This window comes from Mesorhizobium sp. M4A.F.Ca.ET.022.05.2.1 (genome assembly GCF_003998845.1).
Taxonomy (GTDB): domain Bacteria; phylum Pseudomonadota; class Alphaproteobacteria; order Rhizobiales; family Rhizobiaceae; genus Mesorhizobium.
On the sequence record NZ_RZOJ01000563.1, the window covers coordinates 1 to 3,059 of the forward strand.

Consider the following 3,059-nt stretch of genomic DNA (forward strand, 5'->3'; position numbering starts at 1 on the left):
CGCGGCAGCGTGCCGCGCACCCTGGACTCGGTCCTGTCGGAGCCTCGGCGGGACATCGAACTCGTGGTCGTCGACGACGCTTCCGACGACGGCACCGAAGCCTATCTGGCTTCGCTTGCCGATCCCCGCCTGGCCTGGCGCCGACTACTGGTGCGATCCGGTGCCAACCGGGCACGCAACGAGGGCGCCGAGCTGACTAGCGCGCCGCTTATTGCGTTTCTCGATTCCGACGATGCATTCTGTCCGGGACGCATCGAGCGGTTGATCGCGTTCTTCGATGCCAATCCGGATATTGCGTGCACCATCGACGGCTTCAGCGACGTCGCGGACCGGCGCCGGCGCCTGCACCTGTTGCCGGACCCGACCCCTGACGCCGACAGGCTGCGTCAGCTGCTGCTTTGCCACTGCGTGCCATTGACCAATTCGACCGTTACCGTGCGCCGTTCCGCCTTCGTCTCGATCGGCGGTTACGATGTGGGCCTGTATCGTCATCAGGACCGCGAATTCCTGGTCCGGCTGGGAAAGCAGCACCGCATCGCCTTCGGCAAGGCCGCCGACGTCCTCAAATATCGTGAAGCCAATTCAATGTCGCGCACCCATGCCGGCTACATTGCGGGCCTGGACGATTTCGTCGCCCGCTGCCCGGACTATCGGACGAACGACTACGCCGCGATCCTCTGTTACCTGACGCTGCGCGGCGTGTTGAAGGCCGTGGCGCAGGGCAGCCTCGGCGTGGCGCTGGCGGAAATCAAGGCCTGGCGAAGGGCAAACAACCTGCCCGGGGGCTTTGGCGTCGTTTCCGGTTATTTCGCCGGGCGGCGGCAACGGCGGGAATTGGAACAGTCGTTCGCTCAGGCCGCCACGACGTCGGCTGAATAACGCAGTTCGCGCAATGGTTTGACCCGGCTGGTCGTCTCGGAATAGAGCGGATGCGCCTTGTAGGCGGCCAGCGCCGCGTCGTCCTCGAATTCGGCATAGACGACCACGTCGATCGCGTTGGAGAACAGATCGACCTTGGTGTTGAGCGTCACTTCGAAATGCTTCGAGTGCGGGATCTTGCCCAATTCCTGCAGGCCCGATCGCACGGTCTCCACATCCTCCTTGTGCCGCACGCTGAAGAAAACGATGTGCCGGATCAAACCAGCCTCCTTGATCGTCATTTCAGGCGTGTTTTGTGGGAGCAAGGGCGCAGCGTCAACCGGCAACGATGTCGCGCCCGCCTTGCGGTTGCCGGGGCGTTAGGCCGCTCCGGTGACGTATCGCACGATGCGCGACATCTCCCTGATTGTTACGTCGAGGTAGTGGCCCTGATTGTAGAGGCCATCCCAGATCAGGAAGAAGGTGATGGCGCAGATGACGATGACGTAACGCATGGCTGAAACTATCGTATGCAGGCTAACGCAACCATAGCGATTCCGCTGCAGGCGGCCATTTTCCCGCGGATTGTTGGCTCCAGATCCATCCTCGGCCTGCCCCTTGAAGTTCCTGCTGATGCCGTGGAAGATTGTGCCGGCAATTCAACGGCAAGCTCTGCAGTTCCGGTCGTGGCGACGGCGTTCGAGCCTGATGAATGGACCATGAGAGGGGTGTGGGGCCGGCGATGCGCGGGCTTCACGAAAGTCGGGGGCAGGAAATGGCTTTCAAGCAAGATCCTGGCATTGCGTCTGGCGATGCGGTGCTGCTTGACGAATTGAATTTCGCCGAGATCGTCAAGGGATTGCCGGCCAGGGCGCGCATGGTACTTTCGGCGGCCATGAACCTGCCGCGCGGCTCGCTCAAGGTCAGGATGCCGGACGGCCGCGCTGTCCTCGTCGGCGGCAAGGCGCCAGGTCCCGATGCCGAACTGGTGCTGAAGAACTGGCGTCTGCCCGGACGCGCCTTCTCCGGCGGCACGATCGGTCTTGCAGAATCCTACATGGACGGCGATTGGGACAGCCCGGATGTAACCAGCTTCCTCGAGCTGTTCGTGGTCAATTCCGCCCTCGGCGAGAAGGTCGCAGGCGGCGCCAACTGGCTCATCAACGCCGTCCAGCGCATCCGCCATTGGTTCAACGAAAACACGCATACCGGGTCGCGACGCAACATCTCGGCGCACTACGATCTCGGCAACGCCTTCTACGAGAAATGGCTGGATCCGAGCATGACCTATTCGTCGGCGCTTTATGCGACGGGCGCCAACGATCTCGAAAGCGCCCAGGCCGCCAAATATCGCGCGCTAGCAAAAGATACCGGCATCGGCAGGAAGGACCATGTGCTGGAGATAGGCTGCGGCTGGGGCGGCTTTGCCGAATTCGCCGCCCGCGAGATCGGTTGCCGCGTCACCGGATTGACCATCAGCCGCGAACAGCATGACTTCGCCAAAGCGCGTATCCAGAAAGCCGGGCTTGCCGACAAGGTCGACATCAAGCTGCAGGATTATCGAGACGAGACCGGCACTTACGACCGGATCGCATCGATCGAGATGTTCGAGGCGGTCGGCGAGAAATACTGGCCGGTGTTCTTCGGCAAGATGAAGACCTGCCTGAAGCCCGGCGGCACGGCCGGCCTGCAGATCATCACCATCAACGAGGCCGCCTACGAGGCGTATCGCGCGCGCCCCGATTTCATCCAGCGCTATGTCTTCCCTGGCGGGATGCTGCCGACACCCTCGATCCTCAAGGCTCTCGGCAAGGATCACGGCCTCGCGCATCTGCGCGAGCGCGTCTTCCCGCAGGACTATGCCCGCACGCTCGCCGAGTGGCGCCAGCGCTTCTGGGGCTCGTGGGAAAAGATCGTCCCGCTCGGCTTCGACGAGCGCTTCAAGAAGCTCTGGGAGTTCTATCTGCACTATTGCGAAGCCGGCTTCCGCGCCAGCTACATCGATGTCCGCCAGGTGGTCTATAAGGCCTAGCATCCGCAACACCGTGCGAGCACGCGGTGTTCGGCTGCCGGCGACGTTGTTGCCGCACCAGCCGTCAAAGAGCGATGCGGTACTTGGCAAAACCCCCATCACCCTCACCCGCCGGCTCGATCTTCAGCGACTTCACCTCTGCGATGAAATCCTTTGCCCTGAGCCCAGT

4 protein-coding genes are annotated in these 3,059 nt (G+C 62.4%); 2 read left to right on the forward strand and 2 right to left on the reverse strand.

Annotation, left to right across the window (positions count from 1 at the left end; all coding sequences use genetic code 11):
* Positions 1-879, forward strand: an 879-nt coding sequence (locus tag EN745_RS32715) for a glycosyltransferase family 2 protein (protein ID WP_145992269.1), incomplete at its 5' end; no start/stop codon positions are given.
* Here EN745_RS32715 and EN745_RS32720 read toward each other — a convergent pair.
* Together EN745_RS32720 and EN745_RS37565 are read right to left on the reverse strand one after the other, a co-directional pair.
* Positions 852-1,139, reverse strand: a complete 288-nt coding sequence (locus EN745_RS32720; RefSeq protein ID WP_126054639.1) for a Dabb family protein — start codon at positions 1,137-1,139, stop codon at positions 852-854. The genes EN745_RS32715 and EN745_RS32720 overlap by 28 nt on opposite strands.
* 99 nt (positions 1,140-1,238) lie before the next feature.
* On the reverse strand, positions 1,239-1,373 hold the full coding sequence (locus EN745_RS37565; RefSeq protein ID WP_281033049.1) for a hypothetical protein: 135 nt from the start codon (positions 1,371-1,373) through the stop codon (positions 1,239-1,241).
* Positions 1,374-1,633: 260 nt separating this feature from the next.
* Between EN745_RS37565 and EN745_RS32725 the strand changes: the two genes are divergently transcribed.
* Entirely contained in the window at positions 1,634-2,890 is a 1,257-nt protein-coding gene (locus EN745_RS32725) for a cyclopropane-fatty-acyl-phospholipid synthase family protein (RefSeq protein WP_127423159.1), read from the forward strand.
* Positions 2,891-3,059 lie beyond the last annotated feature (169 nt).

Excerpts from the sequence above, each read along its gene's own strand:
- EN745_RS37565 (WP_281033049.1), bottom strand. The coding sequence starts at position 1,373 with ATGCGTTACGTCATCGTCATCTGCGCCATCACCTTCTTCCTGATCTGG.
- EN745_RS32725 (WP_127423159.1), top strand. The coding sequence starts at position 1,634 with ATGGCTTTCAAGCAAGATCCTGGCATTGCGTCTGGCGATGCGGTGCTG.